We start from the raw sequence: 21944 nt of genomic DNA, 5'->3' as shown, positions 1-21944 counted from the left end.
CCAGTCGAAGGCCGCGCGGCGCCGCCCCTTCGCATTCCTAGTCAGGTCGCGACGGCAGGGGCCGGCGCCCGCGGTGTGAATTTCGAGCTCTCCGTTCACTCACGCATGTGCTGAGGTCCTCTCATGTCGCAGACCGACATCATCGAAGTACGTCCGACGCTGTCCGAATCCCTCCAAGACATCGTCGAAACCCGCCGCGTGGACGCCGCGCTGGACTGGCTCGGCAACCACCCGCCGCACGTCATCGCCGATCAACTCGCCCGGATGGATGCCGTGCGGGCCGGGATGGCGTTCCGCCTGCTCGACAAAGACCTGGCGCTGGCCGTCTTCGAGGAACTCGAGCCGGTGGACCAGCAGCAGATCCTGCAGGGGCTGCGCGATCAGAGCTTCCGCGACCTGGTCGAGGGCATGGCGCCCGACGACCGCGCCCGAATGCTGCGCGAGGCGCCCGCCAAGGTCGCCAAGAAGGCGCTGGCCGGGCTGAGCCCGCGCGAGCGGCGGATGACCGCGAGCCTGCTCGGCTACCCGGAGGGGTCCGCGGGGCAGTACATGACGCCGGAGGTGGTGGCGCTGCCGCGCGACCTCACGGTGGCCGAAGCGCTCGGCATGGTGCGGGCCAAGGGCGGCAACGCCGAGACGGTGTACACGCTGCCCGTCGTCGACGCGGGCAGGCGGCTGACCGGCATCGTCGAGCTGCGCGAACTGGTGCTCAGCAAGCCGGAGACGATGGTGTCGGAGCTGGTCGTCACCGAGCCCGCCTTCGCGCGCGCCACCGACGCCGCGGAGAAGGCCGCCCGCTTGATGCGCGAGACCAACGACATCAACCTGCCGGTCGTGGACAGCGAGGACCGGCTGGTCGGCCTGCTGACCATCGATGACGCGGTCGAGGTGATCGAGGCCGCCGACAGCGAGGACGTCGCGTTGCAGGCGGGATCCGCGCCGTGGGAAGGCCACTACATGGCCGCCGGGGTGTTCCAGCTGGCCCGCTACCGCGCGCTGTGGCTGCTGCTGTTGCTGTTCGCGGCGACCCTCACGGTGAGCGTGACCGATTTCTTCGAGGGCACTTTGCAGCAGGCGGCGCATCTGGCGCTGTTCATCCCGCTGCTGATCGGCGCGGGCGGCAACGCGGGCGCGCAGGCCGCCACCGCCTGCGTGCGCGCGGTGGCGGTCGGCGAGGTCCGGGTGTCGGATCTGTTCCGGGTGATCTGGCGGGAATGCCGGGTCGGTCTGGTGCTGGGGTCACTGCTGGCGTCCGTCGGCCTGGCGATCGGGGCCTTGTTCGTCGGTCCGCGCATCGCCCTGGTCGTCGGGATCACACTGGTCCTGATCTGCGGCTGGGCCGCCACCATCGGCGGCACCATGCCCCTGCTGGCCAAGAAACTGCGCATCGACCCCGCGGTCGTCTCCGCCCCGATGGTCACCACCCTGGTCGACGCCACCGGTCTGATCATCTACTTCACGACGGCCAAACTGGTCCTCGGCATCTGAGGGCGCGGTGTGCGCCACGATCGCCCTACGGATACGGAAAGAGCGTGAGTACTTGGCGCACAACATCTTCGAGGGCCGCGTCAGCTTTGCCGGTGAGCGAGATGTTGGGTAGTCGCGGCCCGAGCGAAGCGCGGTTCTCCGATGCGAGCGGCGGTCCGACCGCGACGTTGTAGAACCGCAGTTCGTCGGCGGCATCTCGGTAGACGGTGCGGTCGCCGACGGTGAAAGCCGGACTGCCCGCGGTGACCAGCGACTCCGCGCCGTATTCGTACGCGAGACGAATCTCGTCGCCGTGATACGAGAACGTACAGCTGGATACCCGCTGTTGCGTGGGGGCCGCCGTGACGCCGAGCCGCGGCAGCACCGCGCAGGGGTCGGCGCCGGTCAGCACGGTGGTGATCGTCTCCGCCGCGCTGCCCTGTCGTGGCTCCCGCTTCCATTCGGACACCGCCGTGGTGATCAGTGACTTGGCGATCGGGCACGGCTCGACCCCCACGGGCGTGTCCACCGACAGGCCGATCGCGGCGAAGGAGGGGAAGCGTGCGGTGGCCGAACAGGAGCGCTGGACGAGTTGCCCGGCCTGTTCGGGGCTCAGTGTGTCCTTGTCCGCCAGCAAGTTGATGGTCACGTCGCCGAGTCGCTCGGTGGTACCCCGATCGTTCTTCACTTCCGGCGCCGGCCCCGCCATGGTCCAGTGGACGGATTTCCCCCTGTAGCGTTCCGAGCTGTCGAGTTCGGCCCTGCACGAGTTCAGCCCGTCGGTGCCGACGGTGCGCAGTTGCCCGACTTCGGCCAGTTCGGCTCGTGGCAGCAACGCGCAGGTGTCCATCGCGCGCATGCGGCGCAGCACTTCCAGACGCTGGTCGTCGGTCTGCGGCACGGTCGACCAGAAGGATCCGTCACCGGTCTGCGGAGTCGCCGCCGGACCGTCGTTCTGACACGCGGCAGCGGTCAACAGCACCGCCGCGATCAGAGCCAGTCGTCGGTACATCGAGAAACCCCCTCTTCGGATCGAAATACAGCTATGGCGCAGAGTCTTCGCCGCCGGGTCGGCGATCGGAGACAAGGCGAGGGCCCGGCATCGCTGCCGGGCCCCGTTGTCCCACACCATAACTGATGGTTCAGAACTCCCAGTCTTCGTCCTCGGTGTTGACGGCCTTGCCGATGACGTAGCTCGAGCCCGAGCCGGAGAAGAAGTCGTGATTCTCGTCGGCGTTGGGGGACAGCGCCGAGAGGATGGCCGGGTTCACCTCGGTTTCGTCCTTGGGGAACAGGCCCTCGTAGCCGAGGTTCATCAGCGCCTTGTTGGCGTTGTAGCGCAGGAACTTCTTCACGTCCTCGGTGAGGCCGACCTCGTCGTAGAGGTCCTGGGTGTAGTCGACCTCGTTGTCGTAGAGCTCGAACAGCAGCTCGAAGGTGTAGTTCTTGAGCTCGTCGCGCTCGGCTTGGGTGACCTGCTCCAGGCCCTTCTGGTACTTGTAGCCGATGTAGTAACCGTGGACCGCTTCGTCCCGGATGATCAGCCGGATCATATCGGCGGTGTTGGTGAGCTTGGCCCGCGACGACCAGTGCATGGGCAGGTAGAAGCCGGAGTAGAACAGGAAACTCTCCAGCAGCGTGGAGGCGACCTTGCGCTTGAGCGGATCGTCGCCCCGGTAGTACTCCAGCACGATCTCGGCCTTGCGCTGGAGGTTGCGGTTCTCCTCCGACCAGCGGAACGCCTCATCGATCTCGCGCGTGGAGCACAGCGTGGAGAAGATCGAGCTGTAGCTCTTGGCGTGCACCGACTCCATGAACGCGATGTTGGTGAGCACCGCCTCTTCGTGCGGGGTGAGCGCATCCGGGATCAGGCTCACCGCGCCGACCGTGCCCTGGATGGTGTCCAGCAGGGTCAGGCCGGTGAAGACCCGCATGGTCAGTTGCTTCTCGTCGGCGGTCAGGGTGTTCCACGACGGAATGTCGTTGGAGACCGGGACCTTCTCCGGCAGCCAGAAGTTGCCGGTCAGCCGGTCCCAGACCTCGGCGTCCTTTTCGTCGGGAACCCGATTCCAGTTGATGGCCGACACCCGATCGATCAGTTTCATCCTGCCTCCACGCCTTTCCCGAGCACCTGTCGTCACGGAATGTCTACCCTGGGACACTACTCCTTGTGGCCGACATGTCCGCTCAGCACAACACCTTGTGTCGCCGCGGCAGGCGTCTACGGCGAGAAGAACGCTGTGACGCGCCGCGCGCGGCCCCCTATTGTGCGGCAAGCAGTGAGCCGCCGTGGCCCGGCCCCTGGCCAGTGGCGGTCGGGCGCAGGGGCCGCCGGTCACCGCGGCGGGCGACCGCCGGGTGTGCCGCCGCCGGGTCCGCCGGCCGGGCGCCCAACGGACTGCGACCCGGCGCCGTTGGATCGTGCTCGTGCGCCTCGCCGCGTCGTTCGCCCACGACGTGCCCTTCGTTCGTCGACATCGTCCTTCGCGACGTCAGGAACGGGCGCTGCTGACCGGGGCTCGGTTCACGCTGGGAGTTCGATGTGCGGCTCAGCGCCTGCTGGCCCTGCGATAGCCGATGCTCGCGGGAACCGCGAACAGGACGATCGCGCCGAGCGACCACACGACGGTGAGGGTGAGCGGGCGCGCGAGCGGTCCGCCGTAGGCGAGCGCGCGCATGGCGTCGACGCCCACCGACATGGGTTGGTTGTGCACCACCGGCTGGATCCATTTCGGGAAGGCGACCAGCGGCACGAAGCCGGTGCTGAAGAACATCATCAGCGAGGTGAGGATCGTGATGCTCTCCACCAGAGTCGTTTTCGCGGTGAACACGGCGACCGAGGTGACGATGGTGGCGAAGGCCACGCCGAAGAACGTCGGGAGGAACAGGAAGACGATCGTCGCCGCGACACCTTCGTGGAAGCGGAACCCGAGCACGAAGCCCACCAGCACGACGGAGACGGTGCACGCGAAAATGCGGCAGCCCTCGGCGAGCACCCGCGAGGCGAGTCCGGAGGCGCGGTGCACGGGCAGCACCCAGAAGCGGGCGAGCAGGCCCGCGTCGCGTTCGCGGCCGAGCAGGACACCTCCCGCGACCGCGCCGGAAAGCGCGCCGACCAGAGCGACCAAGGGCACCGAGCCGTACAGCGCGCTCTCGCCGGTGAACTTCCGGATCTGCCCGCCGATGACGGTGTTCAGCATGATCAGCAGTAGGCACGGGATGATCAGCGTCTCCAACAGCGTGACCGGGTTGCGCGCCCAGCGCAGCAGCAGTCGATGGGTCTGGATCAGCGTGTGCCGCACCAGTGCCGACCCCGATATCTCCGAGCCGGTGAGCAACTCGTCCGAGTGTTCGGTCAGCAGTGCCATCACGCCCTCCTCGCGCTCAGCCGCATCGACAGCAGGACGGAGCTGGCCAGATAGCCCAGCGCCCAGACCAGCGGCGGACCCATCAGCGACCAGGTCACCGCACCGGCGTTCGGCCCGCTGTCGCCGGCCAACGCCCGCAAGGCGATGGCCCACTGCGACACCGGCTGATTGCGCACGAACGGTTGCACCCATTCCGGGAACTGATCGGCGGGCGCGATCCCGGTGGACAGCATGCCCAGGATCAGCGGCGGCAACACCAGCGCCTGCGCCGTCGCCTCCGGGTTGTGCGACAAGGTGCCGATCACATCCCCGCCCCAGATCAGCGCGACCCCGACGAGCACCGAGAACAACACGAAGCCGACTGTGTGGGCGGGGCTGAGGTAGAAGCGGAACCCGATGACATATCCGCAGATCAACCCGCTGATCAAGGCGATGATCAGGCGGAAGACGCTGCCGGCCAGGCGCGCGGTGACCGGGACCAGCGGGCCGATCGGCATCGAGCCGAAGCGCCGGTTCAACCCGGCCACCGAGTCGGTGGCGGCGCGGAAGGCCGCCGAGACCGCGGTGAACGCGGCGGCCTGCAGGATGACCAGCGGCATCATGTACTGCGCGTAGCTGCTGAACCCCGTGCCGATGACGGTCATGATGGTCTTCAGCGGGATGAAGAAGCTGGCGGTGAACGTCACGGGCGCGAGCACCGAGGTGAGCACTTCGCCGCTTCGCATCGAGGGTGCGATCAACCGGGTGGTCAGTACCCACCACTGCTGCGGCCGCAGCGGCGTCGCACGGGTCTGGCTGAGCCAGGTCGCCGCCGCCGTCACGACGCGGCCTCCCGCCGTGCGATCTCTTCCGTCGTCGCCAGATGCCCGGTCAGCTGGAGGAATACGTCATCGAGCGAGGGGCGGCGCAGTGCGACGTCCACGAGATCGAAGCCCGCGCTGTCCAGCCTGCGCAGCGCCTCCAGCAGTGTCTTCGCCCCGTCCGGTGCCGGTATGGCGATCCGATCGGAATCGGGACCGAGCGCGTCCCGATTCTCCTGTGGCAACAGGTGGCCCAGCGCGGCGGCGATGGCGGGCAGGTCCCGCAGATTCAGCGGCACCACTTCGCAGTAGCTGCCGCCGGTGCGCGCCTTCAGCTCGTCGGCGGTGCCCTGGGCGATCACCACGCCGTGATCGATGACGATGATCCGGTCGCTGAGCGCGTCGGCCTCCTCCAGGTATTGGGTGGTGAGCAGGGTGGTGATGCCCGCCTTCTTGAAGCCGGCGACCAGATCCCACACCCCTTGCCTGCTGCGCGGATCGAGGCCGGTGGTCGGCTCGTCCAGGAACACCACGTCGGGCCGCACGACCAGACCGCAGGCGATGTCGATGCGCCTGCGCATGCCGCCGGAGTAGGTGCCGACCCGGCGGCCCGCCGCGCGTTCGAGGTCGAACTCGGCGAGCAGTTCGTCCGCGCGGGCGCGGGCGGTCCGCTTGCGCAGGCCCATCAGCCTGCCGAACATCACCAGGTTCTCGTAGCCGCTGAGCATGTCGTCGAGCGCGGCGTACTGGCCGGTCAGCATGATGCTGCGGCGGACCGCCGCGGGATCGGCCAGCACGTCGTACCCGGCGACCGTCGCCCGGCCGCGATCCGGCCGGATCAGCGTGGACAGCACGTTCACCGTGGTGGTCTTGCCCGCGCCGTTCGGTCCCAGAATGCCGAGCACCTCGCCCGGCTCGGCCGCGAAGTCGACTCCGCGCAATGCCTTGACCGCGCCGAAGGATTTCTCGATCCCCTCGACGACGACTCCTTGGTCGGAATTCATCCTCGGCCTCCCAGATGTGCATCGAGCACGCGCGCGACGACCGGCAGCACGTGCGGCGCGGTCAGTTCGTCGTGGGTCGCCTCGATGTCGTGGTTGATGATCTCGCCGGTCACGTACGGCCCCCAGCCCTCCGGACCGAAGATGTCGGAGGTGTCGACGATCGCGCTGAAGTACACGATGTCGCCGTCGAACACCGGACGGCGGTAACCGGTTCTGGTTCGCGCGGCGGCGTTGTAGGACGCGGCCATGCGCTCGAGCGTCGCGGCGTCGATCAGCGACACGCCGCCGAGCCGTTCGCGGATCAGATCGGCCGCCTGCTGCGCGGTCGCGTCCGCGGGGACGTCGTGGATGCCGAACACCGCGCCGAAGGTGTTCACGAACGAGCCCGCGGTGAGCCGTTCGATGCTGTCGCCGTCGATGTCGGCGGTGTCGGCGTCCAGCAGCGCGACCACGCCCACCTCGGCGCCTTCGGCCTTCAGCTTCGCCGCCGCCGCGTGGGCGATGAGGCCGCCGAACGACCAGCCGAGCAGGTGGTACGGCCCCTCGGGTTGCAGGGCCCGGATCTCCCGCACGTACCGCTCGGCGAACTCGTCGATCGAGCGCGCGGGCGGTTCGTGGCCGCCGAGGTCGGGCGCTTGCAGCCCGTAGATCGGGCGGCCCGGTGCGAGCGCATCGGCGAATCCCAGGTACGTCCAGGACATCCCGGACGACGGGTGGATGCAGAACAGCGCGGGTTGCTCGCCCCCGAGCCGGATCGGCAGCACCACGTCCAGCCCGAGGCCGCCCGCCGCGGGCACGGCCGGAGACGCCGTGGCCGCCGCTTCTTCCTCGGCGGCGGTCCGCGCCGCCGGGGTATGGGCGAACCGGGCCGCGGCGCTCAGGGCGTCGATCCACAGATCGGCCAGTTCGGCGACCTCGTCCTGATCGAGCAGCGTGGACGGGAAGCCGAAGCTCGCCCGCAACCGGTCGCCGATCACGACCGCGTTCACGTCGATCGCCGATTGCAGCGGCACGCCGGGGTCTTCGGCGACGTGCACGTCGCCCAGTTCGTCGGTCGGCAGCCAGCCCAGGCCCTCGAGTCCGGCCGGGATGTCCCCGGTGGAGTACCGGCCGAGGTAGTTGAAGCCGACCCGGCCCGGCAGCCGTCGTGGCAACTGCCGCGCGGTCTCGGCGTTGAGGTAGCGCAACAGGCCGAAGCCGATGCCTTTGTCGGGCACCGCGAGCAACTGGTGCTTCACGGCGCGGATCGCGGCGCCCAGCGCGGGTCCACCGGCCAGCGCGTCGTCGATGTCGATCTGTGCCAGGTCGAGGCGCACCGGGTAGATGCTGGTGAACCAGCCGATGGTGCGGGACAGATCGGCGCCGGGCACCACTTCTTCCTGACGGCCGTGGCCTTCCAGGCGCAGCAGCGCCGACGGGTCACCGGCGCGCCAGCGCACCAGGGCCAGCGCCAAGGTGGCCAGCAGCGTGTCGTTGACGCTGCCCTGGAACAAGCCGGGCAGGGTGGTGAGCAGCGCGGTGGTGACCTCGGCGGACACCTCTCGCTCGACCATGCGCAGCGTGCCGGTCCGGTCGACGGCGGGATCGAGTTCCCGGCCGCCGATCAGCGGATCGGGTCCGGCGAGCACGTCGTGCCAGTACGCCAGTTCGGCGACCCGCTGTTCGGAGTGCGCCTCCTCGGTCAGCGCGTGGGCCCACCGGCGCATCGAGGTTCCGGTCTCCGCCAGCACCGGGGTGGCGCCCGCCGACACCTGGGCCCACGCGGCCACCAAGTCCGGGATCAGGATGCGCCAGGACACCCCGTCGATCACCAGGTGGTGCGCCAGCACGATCAACCGGCCCGATCGGGTGCGCGAACCCGCGTCGCCCACCGGGTCGAGCCAGATGAATTGCAGCACCGCGCCGTTGGCCGGGTCGAGCCGGTCGGCGGCGGCGTCCAGCTCCGTCATGGCGAACTCGTGCAGTTCGATCGGGTCGACGGCGCTGAACTCGACGCGGTGCACCAGCGCGTCCACGTCGACCGATCCGGGGGAGCCGACCAGTATGCGCGGGCCGTCCGCGCCGTCGGTCACCAGCCGGGCGCGCAGCATGTCGTGCCGGTCCACCGCGGCGGCGAGCACGGTGACGATCTGCGACCGCTCGATGCCGACCGGTAGCTCCAGGACCGCCGTCTGGGCGAAGCGGTCGTAGTTTCCGCCGCGCTCCAGCATGTAGTGCGCGATCGGCGTGAGCGGCAGTTCGCCGACGCCGCCGCCGGGCAGCTCGTCCAAGGTCACCGCGGCGCCCGCCGCGTCGACGGCCGCGGCCAGCGCCGCCACCGTGCGGTGCTCGAACACCTGGAGCGGGGTGCAGGTGATCCCCTGCTGCTTGGCGCGCGACACCAGCTGGATCGCCAGGATGCTGTCTCCGCCCAGCGCGAAGAACGAGTCGTCGGCGCCCACCCGCGCCACCCCCAGCAACTCGCCGAAGATCGCGGCCAGCTGCTGTTCGGTCGGCGTGCCGGGCGCGCGGTACTCGGTGCGGTCGGCGCGGAACTCCGGTGCGGGCAGCGCCTTGCGGTCCAGCTTGCCGACCGCGTTGAGCGGGATCTCGTCCAGCACGACGAACGCCGAGGGCACCATATAGCCGGGCAGGATGTCGGCGGCGAAGGCGCGCACCTTCGCCACGTCGAGCTCGGAGCCGGGCGTGCGGACCAGGTAGGCGGCCAGCGCGGTGGCCCCGGTGGGGCCGGGCACGCCGAGCGTCACCACGAAGTCCACGCCGTCGGCGCGGCCGAGCACCGCGTCGATCTCGCCCAGCTCGATCCGCTGTCCCCGCACTTTGACCTGGAAGTCGGTGCGGCCCAGGTACTCCAGTTCGGGTCCGGAGTCGCCGCGGATCCAGCGCACCAGATCGCCGGTGCGGTACATCCGTTCACCCGCCGTGCCGAAGGGACCGGCCACGAAGCGGGCCGCGGTCAGACTCGGCCGTGCGTGGTACCCGCGCGCCAGCGACGGCCCGGCGAGATACAGCTCGCCCGCCACGCCGAAGGGGACCGGACGCAGCCGGTCGTCGAGGACCAGCACCTGCGCGCCCTGCACCGGCGTGCCGATGGTTACCGGGGCGCCCACCGCCAGCGGCGCCGAACCTGTTGCCCAGATGGTCGATTCGGTGGGTCCGTACAGGTTGACCATGGTGCGTCCGGTGGCCCAGCGCTCGACCAGTTCCGCGCCGACCGCCTCGCCTGCCACCGCGAGCACCCGCACGCTGGTCACCTCGGCGGGGTCGAGGGTCGCCAGCGCGGATGGCGTGATCACCATGTGGCTGACCTGTTCGGTGTCGATCAGCTCCGCCAGCGCGCCGCCGCCGAACACCTCCGGCGGTGCCACCACCGACGCGCCGCCGGAACCGAATGCCATGATCGCCTCGAACACCGACGCGTCGAAACTCGGTGACGCCACCTGCAGCACCCGGGAGTGCTCGTCCAATCCGAGCGAAACTCGTTGCGCCGCGACGAGATCCGCGATGCCACGATGGGATACCGAGACGCCCTTCGGTGTGCCGGTCGAGCCGGAGGTGTAGATCATCCACGCCGCGTTGTCCGGCCGGATGGGGCCCGGCAGCTCACGCTCGCCCAGCGGTCGGCTGCTCGCGGCGCTCCACCGCTCGACGAGCGCGAGGTCGTCGAGCACCAGCCAGTTCGCGCTGTCGGGCAGCATGGGCCGGAACGCGGCGAGGGTCAGCCCGAGCGTCGCGCCGGAGTCGGTGAGCATGTGATCGATGCGCTCGACCGGGTGCTTCGGATCGACCGGAAGGAACGCCGCGCCCGCTTTCGCCGCGGCCCACATGCCGATGAGCAGTTCCGGCGAACGCGGCAGCCCGAGCGCGACCACGGTTTCCGGACCGCCGCCCGACTCGAGCAGCACTCGGGCCAGGCGATTGGCGTGCGCGTCGATCTCGGCATAGGTGGTGGTCTGCCCGTCGGACACCAAGGCGATGCGGTCCGGGTACCGCCGCACGGTCTCGGCCAGCAGGTCCGGCAGGATCGTGGTCGCCGCAGCGGCGGGGCCACGCACGGGTACCAACGTCGCCCGTTCGGTGTCGTCGAGAATGTCGATATCGGCGATGCGTACCTCGGGCCGCGCCAGCACCGCCGCGAGCACGCGCCGCCAGCGGGTGGCGAACGCGGCCACCGTCGCCTCGTCGAACAGATCCGTGGCGTAGGTCAGGACGGCCTCGATGCCCGCCGGACCGTCGGCGGCGAAGCGCTCGCGCAGATCCAAGGTCAGGTCGAACTGGGACGCGTCGCGCTCGAAGTCCTCCACCTCGAACCGCAGGCCGGGCAGTTCCAGCACGGGTTCGACGAAGTTCTGCAGCGACAGCGAGACCTGGAACAGCGGGTGATGCGCGGTCGAGCGAGCCGGATCCAGCACCTGGACCAGCCGCTCGAACGGCACGTCCGCGTTGGCGAAGGCGTCCAGGTCCGTGGACCGGACGGTGTCCAGGAACGCGGCGAAGCCCGCGCCCGGATCGACCGGGGTGCGCAGGGCCAGGGTGTTGACGAACATGCCGACGAGCTGGTCAAGCGCTTCCTCGCCGCGTCCGGCGACCGGGGTGCCGATCAGCACGTCGTCGGTGGTGGCGAGGCGCGCGAGCAGCACCGCGAGCGCCGCGTGCACGACCATGAACGGGCTGACGTGGTGCGCGGTGGCGAAATCCACCAGCGCTCGGTGCGTCTCGGCGTCGACGGTGAAGCCGAAGTCGGCGCTGTGCATGGTCTGCATCGCGGGGCGTGGCCGGTCGGAGGGCAGTTCCAGCACGTCGGGCGCGCCGGCCAGGGTCGCGCGCCAGAACTCGATCTGCCGCGCCGCCAATGATTCCGGATTCGCCTCGTCGCCGAGCACCTCGCGGTGCCACAGCGCGAAATCGGCGTACTGCACCGGCAGCGGGACGCGGACGGCGTGCCCGCCCGCGGACCGTTCGGAGTAGGCGGCGACCAGGTCGGCGGCCAGTGGCGCCATCGACGCGCCGTCGGCGCTGATGTGGTGCACCACCAGCACGACGACGTGCACCGGCGGCGTGGCGGCGGCGATCTCGCCGGAACTCGCGGTGTAACTCGATGAGACCGGTGCGGTCGCGCTCACGGGCCCGGACGAGATCGGCGCTTCGCCGGTGGAGGGGGCCGACGACACCGGTTCCGCACTCGCGGAGGACTCGACGTCGCCGTGGATCCGGAACAGGCCGACCCGCAGCGGCGGCTGGGTGGCGAGATCGAAGCCGGTTCCCGCCAATTCGGTGATCCGCTCCCGCAGTTCCGCGCCGTCCCCGGTGTCGGTCACCGGCATCGCGGGCACGGCCACGTCGGCGTCGACCACGACTTGACGCGGCCCTTCCGCGTCGGCGGGGTAGAGCGTGCGCAGGCTCTCGTGCCGGTCCACCACGTCGACGAGCGCGGCGCGCAGCGCATGGACGTCCAGCTCTCCGGTGAGCCGCAGTGCCACCGCGATGTTGTAGGCGGCGGAAGCCGGATCCATCCGGTTGAGCACCCACATGCGCTGTTGCGCGGGAGACAGCGGAACCCGGTCCGGCCGGATGCGGGGCGCGAGACCGAACCCGCCCGGTGCGGCGCCGGTGGCGGGTACCACCCGGGCGGACAGCTGGGCCACGGTCGGCGCGTCGAACAGATCACGCAGCGCGATCCGCGAGCCGAGCGCCGCGTTCACTCGCGCCACCACCTTGGTCGCGCTCAGCGAGTTGCCGCCGAGTTCGAAGAACGACTGGTCGACGCCGACGCGCTCCCGTTCGAGCACCTCGCCGAACACGGCGGCCACCGCCTCCTCGACGGGGCCGCGGGGCGCGAGGTAGGGCCGGTGGCTGTCGGAGAAGTCCGGCACCGGAAGGGCTTTGCGATCCAGCTTGCCGACCGGGGTGAGCGGGATGGTCTCCAGTACGACGAGGTAACCGGGCACCATGTAGCCGGGCAGCTCGGCGGCCACCTGGGCGCGCAGCCGCTCGACGTCCAGCCGCGCGCCTTCGACGGGCAGCACGTAGGAGACCAGCACGGTCGTCCCGGCGGGGCCGGTGCGCCCGATGGTCACCGCGTATTCGACCTCGTCGTCGCGGGAGAGCACCGCGTCGATCTCGCCCAGCTCGATACGCAGGCCGCGAATCTTCACCTGGAAATCGCTGCGGCCCAGGTACTCCAGCTCGGGACCGGCACCGTTGTCGACCCAGCGCACCATGTCGCCGGTGCGGTACATCCGCTCGCCGGGTTCGCCGAAGGGGTCGGCGACGAACCTGCTCGCGGTCATCTCGAACCGGTTGAAATAGCCGCGCGCGAGCGCGGGACCCGCGAGGTACAGCTCACCGGGCACTCCCATCGGCACGGGACGCAGCCAGGCGTCCAGCACCACGGTGTCCGCGCCGCGGATGGGGCCGCCGATCGTGATCGGCTCCCCGCTGACGAGTTCGCCCGGCCCGGTCGCCCAGATGCTGAACTCGGTGGGGCCGTACAGGTTCACCATCCGCCTGCCCGGCGCCCACCGCTCGATCAGCTCCGGCGTCGCCGCTTCGCCCGCGACCGCGAGAACGCGCAAGTGTTCCAGCCCGGCGGGTTCCATGGTGGCCAGCGCCGACGGCGTGATCACGGCGTGGGTGACGCGCTGGGTGCGCAGCAGCGTCTCCAGTTCCGTCCCGCCGTAGACATCCGGCGGCGACACCACCAGCCTGCCGCCCGCGCCGTGCGCGATGAGCAGTTCGAACACCGAGGCGTCGAAACTCGGCGAGGCCACTTGCAGCGCGCTGGTGGTGTGGTCGAGCGCGAGCGTCTCCCGTTGCGCGGTCACCAGGTTCGCGATGCCACGGTGGCTGAGCAGCACGGCCTTGGGTTTGCCGGTGGAGCCGGAGGTGTAGATCAGGTACGCCGTCTGATCGAGGTCGATCGGCCCGCCGCGCTCCTCGTCGGTGATCGGCGCTTCGGACACCGTCATCACCCGGCGGATGGTGTTCAGGTCGTCGAGCAGCAGCCAGTCGATCGTGCCGGGAAGCGTCTCGCCGGTCGCGGTGACCGTCACGCCGATCGGGGCCTTGGAGTCGGTGAGCATGTGCTCGATACGTTCCACCGGGTAGTTCGGGTCCAGCGGAGCGAACGCCGCGCCGGTCTTGGCCAGCGCCCACACGGCGACCACCGATTCCAGCGAACGGGTGAGCGCCAGCACGACGAACACCTCCCGCCCGACGCCGCGGCGCAGCAGTACCCGGGCGAAGCGGTTGGACCAGGCGTCGAGTTCGGCGTAGGACATGGTGAGCTCGCCCGCGGTGATCGCGATCGCGTCCGGATCGATTCGCGCGCCCGCGGTGAGCAGCTCGGGCAGCGTGGCGGGCGGCACGGACTCCGGGCCGCGTACCGGCGCCAGCGTTGCGCGCTCGGCGTCGTCGCAGTATTGCAACTGGGAGACCAGCGCGTGCGGGTTGTCCGCGAGCTGGGTCAGCAGCCGGACGAAGCGATCCAGCAGCGGCCGGGCATCCTCCGCCGGAAGCTGGTCGGCCATGTACTTCAGCGTGATCCGCAGCGTGTCCCGGCCGTCGTCGCCGCGCAGCGGGATCACCATGAGGTTCAGCGGGTACGGCGTCGCGTCGGTGCCCTCCACGTCGAGCACCCGCATGCCCGCGATGTCCAGCGCCTGCGACAGCGCTTCGCGGTCGATGGGATAGGACTCGAATACGGTGAGCGTGTCGAACAATTCGGCGAGGCCGACCGCCTGGTGGATGGCGGCCAATCCGACGTGCTGATGGTCCATCAGCCGCGCCTGCTCGGACTGCACGCGCGCGAGCAGGTCGGCGACCTTTTCCGCCGGATCCAGCCGCACCCGCACCGGCAGCGTGTTGATGAACAGGCCGACCATCTCCTCGACCCCGGCCAGCTCCGGCGGCCGTCCCGAGACCGTGCCGCCGAACACCACGTCGGTGCGCCCGGTGAGCATGGCCAGCAGCATCGCCCACGCGGCCTGCACCAGGGTGTTCACCGTCGCGCCCGCTTCCCGGCCCGCGGCCTCCAGCCCGGCGACGGTGTCGCGGGACAGGTCGACGGAGGTCATGCCGGTTTCGGTCGATTCGATTCCGGCGAGGGTGGGCACCGCGCGGGTCGGAGTGTCGATACCGGCCAGCGACTCGGTCCATGCGGCGAGGGATTCCGCGTCGTCCCTGGTCTCCAACCAGGTCAGGAACTCACGATAGGAATGCGCGGGCGGCAGGGCCGCGGCGTCACCGTCGGTGACGTAGAGGGTGAGCAGTTCGCGTACCAGCAGCGGGGTCGACCAGCCGTCCAGCACCAGGTGGTGGTTGGTCAGCACGAAACGGTAGGTGTCCGGGGCGATCCGGATGAGCGTGCAGCGCAGCAGCGGGGGCCGGGTGAGCTCGAACCGGGTGCGGGCGTCCACCGCGATCAACCGGTCGACTTCCCCGGCGCGCTCGGCCTCGTCGGCGATGCCGGTGAGATCCGCTTCCCGCCACTCGATCTCGGCGTCGGCCAGGACGAGCTGGCGCGGGCCGTCCTCGGTCTCGACGAAGGCGACGCGCAGGTTCTCGTGCCGGGTCACCAAAGCCTGTGCGGCGCGGCGCAACCGGGCCGCGTCGACGGTGCCTGCCAAGGTGAGCAGCGACTGCACCGTGTAGCCGTCGGCGGTGTCGGAATCGTAGAGCGCGTGGAAGAGCAGGCCGTACTGCAGTGGCGAGAGCGGCCACACATCGGCGAGGTTCGGGTAGGCGCGCTCCCAGGCGTCGATCTGCGCCTGTGTGACGGTGACCAGATCGAAGTCCGATGGTGTGCGTCCGCCCGCGCTCGCGGACGCGACGTGCCGAGCCAGCGCGCCGAGCGCCTGCTCCCACAGCGCGGCGAGTTCGCCGAGATCCGCCTCCTCGAAAAGCCGTCCGGCGTAGCCCCAGGTCACCTCGAGTCCGGCATCGGTGAGCACGGCGTTGATGTCGACCGCGGCGGCCAGCGGCGCGCGGTCGTCCTGGGTCGCGGCGAACCGGCGCGGCAGCCACGGTTCCGCGTCGCCGCCGGTGGACGCGCGTCCGAGGTAGTTGAAGCTGATCTGCGGTGTGGGCGCGTCCGCGAGCGCCGCCGCGGTGCTCGGGACCAGGTAGCGGAGCATCCCGAATCCGATGCCTTTGTCCGGCAGCGTGCGCAGCTGTTCTTTGGTCGCCTTGATCGCGGAGCCCGCCGCGGCCCCGCCCGCGAACGCGTCCGCCACGTCGATGCCGGTCAGATCGACCGCGACGGGGTAGACGCTGGTGAACCAGCCCACCGTGCGCGCCACGTCGGCACCCGGCAGGACGGTTTCCGCGCGGCCGTGGCCCTCCAGAGTGAACAGCGTGGAGCTGCGCTCGCGCCACCGTGCCACCGCCAGCGCGAGGGCTGCCAGCAGCACGTCGTCGGCGCCGCAGTGGAAACGATCCGGCGCGGTGGTGAGCACGGACTGCGCGATGTCCGGCGGTACGACGGTCGTCAGGTGCGCCATGGAGCCCACCACGTCGACGGCCGGGTCCATCGGCGCCGAGCCGAGCGCGGGGTCGGGTGTCGCCAGGACGCGTTGCCACAACGGCAGTTCGCCGGTGCGCGAGGCCGCGTGCTCGCGCTGTCCGTGCGCCCAGCGCCGGAACGAGGTGCCGACCGGAGCGAGTTCGGCGCCCAGCGCGGCGGTGGCGAGGTCCGGCAGCAGGATCCGCCAGGAAACGCCGTCGGTGACGAGGTGGTGCAGCACCAGCCACAGCAGCGGCGCGGCGTCGGCACGCTCGATCCACACGAATCGCGCGACCACGCCGGCCTCCGGGTCGAGCAGGTCGGCGGCGCGCTGCAACGCACGCTCGCAGGTCGCGTCGAGATCAGCGTCCGCGGTCACGATTTCCAGCAGGGCGCCCGCGTTCACCGCACCGGGTTCGGCGACCACCCAGTTCCAGCCGTCGCCGGTGCGGCGCAGCGTCGAACGCAGCAGGTCGTGCCGGTCGAGCAGCGCTGTGAGCGCGGCGGCGAGATCCGCGCGCTCCATGCCCGACGGCAGCTCGATCAGCACCGCTTGGGCGAACCGCCGCCAGGTGTCACCGGTCTCGAGCATCGCGTGCACGATCGGCGTCAGCTCTACGTCGCCGACTCCGCCGCCGGGCAGCTCGTGCACCACTCCGGTCGGCACGTCGGTGGCCACCGCGGCCAGCGCGGCGACGGTCTTGCGCTCGAAGACATCCCGTGCGCCGAACCCGAGCCCGGCCGCCTTCGCCCGCGACACCAGCTGGATCGAGACGATGCTGTCGCCGCCGAGCGCGAAGAAACTCTCGTCGACCCCCACCGATTCCAGGCCGAGCACCTCCGCGAACAGCGCGGCGAGCGTCTCCTCGCGCGGTGTGGACGGCGGCCTGCTCGCGGTGGTGCGCGCGCCGAATTCCGGTGCGGGCAGCGCCTTGCGGTCAACCTTGCCCAGCGGCGTGAGCGGAAGACGGTCGAGCACCATGATCACCGCGGGCACCATGTAGGCCGGAAGCGACTCTCCTACCGCGGCTTTCAGCGCCTCGGGGTGGATCTGCGCGTCCGGCTGCGGCAGCACGTACGACACGAGCGCGGTGGCGCCCGAACCGGTTTCGATACCGAGGGTGAGCGCGAAGTCGACGTCGGGCTGCCGCTGCAAGGCGGCATCGATCTCGCCGAGCTCGATGCGGAAGCCGCGCACCTTCACCTGGAAGTCGCTGCGTCCCTGGTACTCCAGTTCGACGCGGCCGTCGTTGTGCACCCAGCGCACGAGATCGCCGGTGCGGTACATCCGCTCGCCCGTGCCGTACGGGTCGGCGACGAAACGGTCGGCGGTCAGCCCGTTGCGCCGGTGGTACCCGCGCGCGACGCCGGGACCGGCGAGGTAGAGCTCGCCGACGGTGCCCGGCGGCAGCGGACGCAGCCACGGATCCAGGACCACCGCCGACACGTCGCGGGCCAGACTGCCGATGGTGACCGGACCGTCCGGCGTCAGCGGGGCGCTGAGGGTGACGGTGATGGTGGTCTCGGTGGGCCCGTAGCCGTTCAACAGGGTCCGGCCCGACCATTTGGTCACCAGCTCGGGCGGGCAGGCGTCGCCGCCCACGATCACGGTGCGCAGCTGTGGCAGCGTCGCCGGGTCGAGCGAGCCGACCACGGCCGGGGTCACGTTGAGGTGGGTGACGCGGTGGGCGCGCAATACCTGGGCCAGCTCCTCGCCCGCGTACGCCGACGGCGGCACCACGGCCAGCGTCGCGCCCGTCGCCAGGGTGACCAGGATCTCCTCCACCGAGATGTCGAAACTCGGCGACACGGCGTGGGCGACGACGGACTCGGCGTCGATGCCGAATCCGGCCCCGGAACTCGCCACCAGGTTGGCCAGCCCCCGGTGCGGGACGAGCACGCCTTTCGGGAGCCCGGTGGAACCGGAGGTGTAGATGATGTACGCGGCTTGGTCCGGGTGCGTCGCCGCGGTGCGGTCGGCGTCGGTCAGCGGCGCGGCATCCTGCTCGGCCATCGCCCGCTCGGTGCTCTCGTCGTCGAGCGACAGCCAGGACACTCGGCGCGGCAACGACTTTCGGGCGGCCGCCGTCGTGATGCCCGCGACGACGCCGCTGTCGCCGACCATGTGCTCGATCCGGTCGGCCGGGTAGGTCGGATCGATCGGCACGAACGCCGCGCCGGTCTTGGCCACCGCGATCGTCGCCAGCACCGACTCGATGGACCGCGGGATGGAGATCGCCACGGTGCGCTCGGGCCCCGCGCCCGCTGCGATCAGCACCCGGGCCAGCCGGTTGGTGTAGTCGTCGACCTGACGGTAGGTCAGCGTGGTCTCGCCCTCCACCAGCGCGGTCGCCAGCGGATCGCGGGCCGCGCCTTCGGCGAGGAGGGCGGGCAGCGTCCGCGCCGCGACACCCGCGGGTCCCCGGGCGGGTGCGAAGCCGGTGCGCTCGTCGTCCGACAGCACCGGCACACTCGCCAGCGGCGCGTCCGGCCCGGCGGCCAGGAAACGGTGCAGGAACGACAGGAAGCGGCGGTGCTGCCCGGTCAGCTCGGCCTCGGTGTAGAGGTTGCCGTTGGCCTGGAAGTCGATGTGCGTGCTCTCGCCGCCGACGCCCGGATACAAGTTGACGAACAGGTCGTCGATCAACCCGGAGGTCAGCACGTGCAACCGCCCGGTCACCGGGCCGAGCTGGATTCTGGTGTCGACCATCATCAGGTTCACCGACGGGCCGAACGACCCGGCCTCGTCCATCGGCCAGCCCAGATCGCGGAAGATGTCCTCCTGCCGGTAGCGCTGGCGCCGCAGCGCCCCGGTCAGCTCGCCCTGGGCCGCCCGGATCACCTCGCCGACGGTCGTGGCGGGCGTCAGCCGCAGCCGCAGCGGAACCACGTTGGCGATCATGCCGCCGGAACGCCGCAGCGTCGCGGTGGTGCGCGCGGACACCGGCAGGCTCAGCACGACTTCCGGCGCGCCGGTCATCGCGGACAGATACGCGCCGAACGCGGCGACCACGGTCGGCGCGACACCGGAGGACGCCTGCTCGGCGACGGCGTCCAGCAGGTTGCCGGTGTCGGCGGGCAGCGCGCCGGTGACCCGCCGCGGATGCCCGTCCACGCCCGCGGTGCGGCCGGCCAGGCTCACCGGATCGGCCATGCCGTCCAGATGCGCCTGCCAGTGCTCCCGGTCCGCGCCGAACCGCTCGGAACTGCGGTAGGCCAGATCGGCCTCGACGATCTTGCGCAGGTCCTCGGCCTTCGCCGGCGACGCTTCGCGGCCCTCGACGGCGGCGTTGTACAGCTCTCCGGTGCGCTGCACCATGGTCAGCGCGCCCATGCCGTCGAGCACGATGTGGTGGATGCGCGAGTACCAGAACCAGCGGTCCGCGCCGACGCGCAGCATGGCGATGCGCACCAGCCGGTCGCGGGTCAGCTCCAGCGGGGCCTCGTACTCCGCGCGCATCCACGCGTGCGCGGCCGCCTCCGGATCGGGTTCGGAACGGAAGTCCAGCGTTTCCAGACTGTCGTCGAGCGCGGGGTCGACGAATTGGAACGGATGTCCCTCCACCTCGACCAGGCGCAGGTAGCCGGTGCCGAACTCGCGCCCGGCCTGCCGCGCCGACCGCGCGAGCAGCTCGAGGTCGATCGGACCGTTCAGTTCGACGTACTGGGCGATCGAGATCGGAGTATCACCGGCGACGTGCTGGGCGAACCAGATGCCGCGCTGTGCCGCCGATAGGGCGAAAGCCCCATCGGGAAGAACTGTGTCGGAATCTTTCGCCGAAAGGGAAGGCTGTTGCATGACGTGTCCTACGTTCTGACCGCGATCCGGCCGATCGGCAGTGACCGCCCGTAGCCACCGCGGTAGCGGTAGTACCTGCCGCCGCACAGCACGCGGCAACTCAATTCTGAACCGGCGCGGTCGACGCTGCGGGGGTATTGGGCACACTGCGCGACCCGAACATCGCTGTTCGGGTCGCGGGGGAGGGGTTGTGTCCGGTCAGGCGGCTTTCGGGAGAAGATCCAGGTCGGCCGCGCCCAGCGGGGCGGCGGAGCTGGTCAGATAGCGCTGCAGAGTGGAGCGCTCGTCCAGCACCAGCCAGGTGATCGCTTCCACGGACTCGGGCTGCTGGTCCTTGGTGGTGACGCCCACCGAGGTGCCGAGCGCGTAGGAGCCGTCGTCGGTCACCGGGACGGCGATGGCGCCGATCTTGGTGGCGGCCCGCTCGGCCACGACGGACTCGATCGCCTGGTCGATCGCGACCGCGATCCGGGTGCCGGGTCCGGCGCCGAGGCGCAGCAGCAGCCGGGCCAGACGATTGGACCAGCGGTCCAGCTCGGCGTAGGTCAGGTCGCAACCGGCGGTGGACGCCACGACCGCGTGCGGATCGACCTCGGCGACGGGCTGTGCCACCGGCAGGGAGTACAGGTTGTCGGCGAGCGATTCGGTCAGCGTGTGCATGTCGTGTCCTCGGGGTCGATTGAGAGGTTCTGGGCGTACCTCTGAATCTCGTCCTCGAGCGGACTTTTCGACAGCAACCCCAGCGCTGGTCCGCGCACTCCAAGGGTGGGGGAAACCCCACCCAAGGGGTGGGCGGTCAGTCGGTCACGTAGCCGTTGAGCGTGTTGCGCAGGTCGGTGAGCAGGGCGCGGGCGGCGGTGAGGCCGTCGCCGTGCCAGACGCTGTCCTCCACGGCGAACACCCGGCGATCGGTGGCGGCGCCGAGTTGCTTCCACTCGTCGGTGCGCAGCACCGCTTCACCGTGCTTCTTGCCCTCCTGGCCCGCGAGGATCACGTAGATCAGGTCGCCCTCGGCCTTGGTGGCGAACTCGCTCTCGCGCACGTCGAACGACGCGCCGCGCTGCGCGGCGGGACGCTGCACGCCCGCGTCGGCGAGCACCTGGCCGGAGAAGCTGTCGCCGCCCTGCACCCGCTGAGCGTCGGCGGTGAACCTGAGAATCGACGCCTGGGTCTGCCCCGCCGCCAGCGTGGCACCGGTGTCGCGCGCCTCGGTGCGGTAGTTCTGCAGTGCGGTCTCCGCCGCGTCGCGCCGTCCCATGCCCGCCGCGTACGCCGCGAACTCGGCTTGCCAGCTGTTGTTCGAACCGACCAGCACGGTCGGGGCGATGCCCTGCAACGCGCTGAAACTCGCTGTGCCGGTGGGGTTCTCACCCAGAATCAGATCGGGATGCAGGGCTGCGATCCGGGCCGGGTCCGGCTGCGCGGCGGTGCCGACGCCGGGGATCTTCAGCACGCCGGTGCCCAGATAGGCCGGTTGCGGGCTCGGACCGTCGAGGGTCACCGTCCCCACGACCCGCTCCCACAGGCCGACCGCGCAGACGGCGTCCAGCGCGGAGGTGCTGAGCACGACGATGCGCTGCGGGTCGGCGGGAACCTCGGACACGCCCGCCGCATGGGTGACGCTGCGGGTGTCCCCCCCCGCCGGGTCGGGCGCGCTCGGCAGCGCGCAGGCCTTGGTGGTGTCGCGCTCCAGCCCCACCACACCCGCGCCCGCGATATTGGTGGTGGTGCGCACGATGGAGGCGGAGTCGTCGGTGGCGCCGCCGCAGCCCGCGAGCGCGAGCGCGGCACACCCGGCCACGACCGCCCGGAACCGGTGACCGGCCGCGCCGTTCCGATGACGAATCGCGCGAATTCGGGTGCGTACCTGCATCACGTCGCTCACCGGCATGCGAGTGAGGGTACATGTCGGCGCCGTCCGGCCCCGGGGTGAGGTCGCGGCGGTGGGCGTCCGTGTGCCGCGCTTCGCGGGCAGGAATCCACCCCCCAGCAGACGGCCCGCAC

9 protein-coding genes are annotated in these 21944 nt (G+C 70.6%); 1 reads left to right on the top strand and 8 read right to left on the bottom strand.

The features are described from left to right. The first annotated feature begins 123 nt into the window (after positions 1–123). Positions 124–1488: a magnesium transporter gene (gene mgtE, locus ACWEH3_RS26095; RefSeq protein WP_355078750.1), complete on the top strand. Its 1365-nt coding sequence runs from the start codon at positions 124–126 to the stop codon at positions 1486–1488. A 25-nt stretch (positions 1489–1513) separates the two neighbouring features. Here the strand turns inward: mgtE and ACWEH3_RS26090 are convergent, their stop codons facing one another. The 8 genes from ACWEH3_RS26090 to ACWEH3_RS26055 all read right to left on the bottom strand — a co-directional run bounded on the left by ACWEH3_RS26090 (position 1514) and on the right by ACWEH3_RS26055 (position 21831). After that, positions 1514–2479, bottom strand: coding sequence for a hypothetical protein (locus tag ACWEH3_RS26090; protein WP_450020447.1), 966 nt, complete (start codon positions 2477–2479; stop codon positions 1514–1516). 130 nt (positions 2480–2609) lie between these two features. Beyond that, positions 2610–3572, bottom strand: coding sequence for a class 1b ribonucleoside-diphosphate reductase subunit beta (nrdF, locus tag ACWEH3_RS26085; RefSeq protein WP_355078753.1), 963 nt, complete (start codon positions 3570–3572; stop codon positions 2610–2612). Between the two features lie 444 nt (positions 3573–4016). After that, positions 4017–4835 carry an ABC transporter permease gene (locus tag ACWEH3_RS26080; RefSeq protein ID WP_450020450.1) on the bottom strand — a complete coding sequence of 273 codons (819 nt, stop codon included), beginning with the start codon at positions 4833–4835 and terminating at the stop codon, positions 4017–4019. Continuing rightward, positions 4835–5656: an antibiotic transporter gene (locus ACWEH3_RS26075; protein ID WP_450020452.1), complete on the bottom strand. Its 822-nt coding sequence runs from the start codon at positions 5654–5656 to the stop codon at positions 4835–4837. Before ACWEH3_RS26075 ends, ACWEH3_RS26080 begins: the two co-directional genes overlap by 1 nt. Then, complete coding sequence (locus tag ACWEH3_RS26070) at positions 5653–6639, bottom strand: ATP-binding cassette domain-containing protein (protein ID WP_450020454.1); 987 nt, start codon at positions 6637–6639, stop codon at positions 5653–5655. Before ACWEH3_RS26070 ends, ACWEH3_RS26075 begins: the two co-directional genes overlap by 4 nt. Next, positions 6636–19940 carry an amino acid adenylation domain-containing protein gene (locus tag ACWEH3_RS26065; protein ID WP_450020456.1) on the bottom strand — a complete coding sequence of 4435 codons (13305 nt, stop codon included), beginning with the start codon at positions 19938–19940 and terminating at the stop codon, positions 6636–6638. Before ACWEH3_RS26065 ends, ACWEH3_RS26070 begins: the two co-directional genes overlap by 4 nt. A gap of 198 nt (positions 19941–20138) precedes the next feature. Next, positions 20139–20600: an AMP-binding protein gene (locus ACWEH3_RS26060; RefSeq protein WP_450020458.1), complete on the bottom strand. Its 462-nt coding sequence runs from the start codon at positions 20598–20600 to the stop codon at positions 20139–20141. Between the two features lie 136 nt (positions 20601–20736). Continuing rightward, entirely contained in the window at positions 20737–21831 is a 1095-nt protein-coding gene (locus ACWEH3_RS26055; RefSeq protein WP_450020460.1) for an ABC transporter substrate-binding protein, read from the bottom strand. Positions 21832–21944 lie beyond the last annotated feature (113 nt).

Source organism: Nocardia sp. NPDC004718, assembly GCF_053601535.1.
This window is presented reverse-complemented; position numbering and strand designations above follow the sequence as displayed.

What these genes read in the sequence shown, in the direction of transcription:
- ACWEH3_RS26055 (WP_450020460.1), bottom strand. Translation starts at nt 21,831, where the DNA reads ATGCCGGTGAGCGACGTGATGCAGGTACGCACCCGAATTCGCGCGATT.
- mgtE (WP_355078750.1), top strand. Translation starts at nt 124, where the DNA reads ATGTCGCAGACCGACATCATCGAAGTACGTCCGACGCTGTCCGAATCC.
- ACWEH3_RS26090 (WP_450020447.1), bottom strand. Translation starts at nt 2,479, where the DNA reads ATGTACCGACGACTGGCTCTGATCGCGGCGGTGCTGTTGACCGCTGCC.
- nrdF (WP_355078753.1), bottom strand. Translation starts at nt 3,572, where the DNA reads ATGAAACTGATCGATCGGGTGTCGGCCATCAACTGGAATCGGGTTCCC.
- ACWEH3_RS26065 (WP_450020456.1), bottom strand. Translation starts at nt 19,940, where the DNA reads ATGCAACAGCCTTCCCTTTCGGCGAAAGATTCCGACACAGTTCTTCCC.
- ACWEH3_RS26080 (WP_450020450.1), bottom strand. Translation starts at nt 4,835, where the DNA reads ATGGCACTGCTGACCGAACACTCGGACGAGTTGCTCACCGGCTCGGAG.
- ACWEH3_RS26070 (WP_450020454.1), bottom strand. Translation starts at nt 6,639, where the DNA reads ATGAATTCCGACCAAGGAGTCGTCGTCGAGGGGATCGAGAAATCCTTC.
- ACWEH3_RS26060 (WP_450020458.1), bottom strand. Translation starts at nt 20,600, where the DNA reads ATGCACACGCTGACCGAATCGCTCGCCGACAACCTGTACTCCCTGCCG.